Origin of the sequence: Barnesiella sp. CU968 (assembly GCF_905219685.1) — a bacterium.
In the GTDB taxonomy this organism is placed as follows: domain Bacteria; phylum Bacteroidota; class Bacteroidia; order Bacteroidales; family Muribaculaceae; genus Lepagella; species Lepagella muris_A.
The window spans coordinates 1-2,885 of the sequence record NZ_CAJMXD010000371.1 but is presented as its reverse complement, the minus strand read 5'-3'; the positions used below and the strand labels follow the sequence as shown (position 1 = coordinate 2,885).

The 2,885-nt window shown below is 45.8% G+C and carries 5 protein-coding genes; 2 read left to right on the top strand and 3 right to left on the bottom strand.

Annotated elements, in window-relative coordinates:
- The coding region (locus JX312_RS11640; RefSeq protein WP_204458101.1) for a 5'-methylthioadenosine/S-adenosylhomocysteine nucleosidase at positions 1-299 on the bottom strand (299 nt) is incomplete at its 3' end.
- Between the two features lie 93 nt (positions 300-392).
- Here JX312_RS11640 and JX312_RS11635 point away from each other — a divergent pair.
- Together JX312_RS11635 and JX312_RS11630 are read left to right on the top strand one after the other, a co-directional pair.
- Positions 393-995, top strand: coding sequence for an L-threonylcarbamoyladenylate synthase (locus JX312_RS11635; RefSeq protein ID WP_204458100.1), 603 nt, complete (start codon positions 393-395; stop codon positions 993-995).
- A gap of 3 nt (positions 996-998) precedes the next feature.
- Positions 999-1,910, top strand: coding sequence for a transporter (locus JX312_RS11630; RefSeq protein WP_204458099.1), 912 nt, complete (start codon positions 999-1,001; stop codon positions 1,908-1,910).
- Here the strand turns inward: JX312_RS11630 and JX312_RS11625 are convergent, their stop codons facing one another.
- Both JX312_RS11625 and JX312_RS11620 read right to left on the bottom strand, forming a co-directional pair.
- Positions 1,911-2,096, bottom strand: a complete 186-nt coding sequence (locus tag JX312_RS11625; protein WP_123407422.1) for a FeoB-associated Cys-rich membrane protein — start codon at positions 2,094-2,096, stop codon at positions 1,911-1,913.
- Positions 2,097-2,885, bottom strand: a 789-nt coding sequence (locus tag JX312_RS11620) for a DNA topoisomerase (protein ID WP_239653904.1), incomplete at its 5' end; no start/stop codon positions are given.

The window sequence follows — 2,885 nt, the reverse complement described above, 5'->3', positions numbered from 1 at the left end:
TATTCCGTGCCGGGTCCGCACCATACGTCATGATATGCCACACTGTCAGCGATAAGCACTGAGCCAATGCCCAATGAGCCGTCAACACCTCCCGCAACGCCGGAGTTAATGACAATATCCGGTTTGCGGTCACATATTAGTCTATAGGTGTTGAGTGCGGAATTGACCTTGCCTATACCGCATTTTCCGGCGATAACTTCCTTGTCTCCGATTCTTCCGGCATAGTATTTGTTTTCACCTATATTGATTTCTTCTCTGTCGGGCATCTGGTTGAGGAGCAGTCCAAGCTCTTTGTCCATTGCCACCAAAATTGCAATTCTAAACATGTGTCTGCTTAAATTTGTTAATTGTGCAAAATTAATTAATTTTGTCGGGATATAACCCACTGAGCTATGAAAACTATAAAAATATGGAACGATGCCCCTTCTGAGAAACAGCTTGCGGATATTTGTCGCGGGATTGCGGATGGTGCAGTGGCAATCATGCCGACCGACACGTTGTATGGCATATGCTGCGATGCTCTGAATGTAAAGGCAATCGAGAGGATATGCCGTCTCAAAGGTATAAATCCGGATAAATCAAATCTTTCAATAGTGTGTGCCGATATATCCATGGCGGCGGAGTTTTCAAAGATTGACGACCGTGTGTTCCGTCTGCTGAAAAGCAATACGCCCGGTCCGTTTACTTTTTTGCTTAAATCCGCCTCTGCGCTGCCGAAGGTCTTCAAAGGACGCAAGATTGTAGGAGTGAGAATCCCGGATTGCGATACGATCAGAAAGGTCGTGGATCGTCTCGGACATCCGCTTCTTACGACTTCCATAGAGTATGACGGTGACGACTATGCCGTAAGTGCGGATCTTATTGCGGAGAGTTATGACAATAGGGTTGACTTTATGGTGGAAGGCGAAGACGGAGGTCTGATACCGTCAACTATTGTAGACTGCACAGGAAACGATATTGAAATAGTAAGAGAAGGAAAGGGGGAGCTGGCGTAAATCATGCATATTGCAAGACAACAATTGAAAAATTCGATGCTTCCGATTGCAATGGTCGGCGGAGCTGTCTTTTACAAGTGGATGGGATATCTTACTTTTCTTTCTCCTTATCTGATATTCCTCATGTTGTTTATCACATACTGCAAGCTTCAGTTCCGTGATTTCAAGCCACGAAAGGAACATGTTGTGTTGCTGACGGTGCAGATGGTCTTGTCTGCCCTGATATATCTTGTCTTGTCGCCATTGAACCATATAGTGGGAGAAGGGGTCTTTATCTGTGTTTTTATACCTACCGCCACAGCGGCACCGGTAATTACATCAATGCTTGGAGGCAGTATCTCTTTCGTGGCGACGTATTCGTTGCTCTGCAATGCTTTTATAGCCGTGGCTGGTCCTGTGGTGCTCGCCGCGATAGGTGATAATCCTGATATGACTTTCCTGAAATCATCATTGCTTATATGCTCCAAGGTATTCCCGCTTATAATAGGGCCTCTGGCGTTGGCAATGATCTTGCGTTATCTTGTGCCACGGCTTCATTCGAAGGTAGTGAGCCATCAGAGCCTGTCGTTCTATATGTGGGCAGTATCGTTGTTCATCATCGTCGGCAGTTGTGTGAGTTTTACAATCCGGACATGGGATGAAAAGCGGCTCCCGGCGGTAGCGATGCTTGTTGCCGGGGCTTTGGCAGTCTGTCTTCTGCAGTTTTACATCGGACGGAAAATCGGTGCGAGGTTTAATGACAGAGTATCTGGCGGACAGAGTCTCGGACAGAAGAATACGGTGCTTGCCGTGTGGCTCGCCATGACCTATATGACACCGATAGCATCTATCGCGCCTGCTGCATATATAGCGTGGCAGAACATTGTCAACTCCTGGCAACTGGTGAAAAAGTCTTCAATAAAAACGGATTGTTGATTACCTGTCGTTGCAGTCCCTGTTATTTTTGTCGGCAGTGTTGCATTTGTCGGAAAGGACGCAACCGCAGCATGATTTCCGGCTTTTGTTTTTAACGCGCTTTATGAATCTGACTACAAGCCATGTCAAGGCTGCCAGAATTATAATGGCTACTGCTGTGTATTGTATTGCAAGGTTTCTGTCCATTCAATTATTTTGTTTTTTAGGGTTGGCAGGCGATGTTTTATCCTTCTTATTATCTTTTTTAACAACTGAGTCGTTCTGTTGTTCGGCAATAATCAGTCTGTTTGAATTATCTTTAAGAACGGACATGACGATTTGCGAAATCATTTCCTTGAGCTGAGAAATGAACTCAGGCGCGCTGTATTCCCCACGCTCAATCTGACGCAGTCTTCCCTCCCAGATGCCTGTGAGTTTGGCACTTTTCAGCAATTCTTCCTGAATTACAGAAATGAGTTCAATCCCGGCAGGGGTGGCTCTCAGTGATTTGCGTTCTTTTCGGATGTAACCCCTTTTATATAGAATTTCTATTATAGCGGCTCTTGTTGACGGTCGTCCGATGCCGTTTGCCTTAAGAGCTTCTCTGAGTTCTTCGTCTTCAACAGACGCTCCGGCAGTTTCCATTGCTTTTAAAAGAGTTCCTTCCGTGTAATATTTAGGCGGTTGGCTTGTTTTCTTCATAAGTTTCGGAACATGAGGCCCTGATTCTCCTTTTGTGAAGGGCGGCAACACGGCAGTTTCGTCATCTTTCCGGTCATCGTCATTCTTGTCTGCATCGGCTGAAGAACTGATGCCTTTTCGAGACTGATATACGAATTTCCATCCTTGGTCTGTTATGACGCGCCCTGTGGCTTTGAATTTATATTTCCCCGCTTCAGCCTTGACGGTTGTCTGTTCAAAAGAACAATCGGGGTAGAAAACGGAGATGAAACGCAAAGCTATGGTGTCAAACACATTGCGTTCATCCATTGGGAG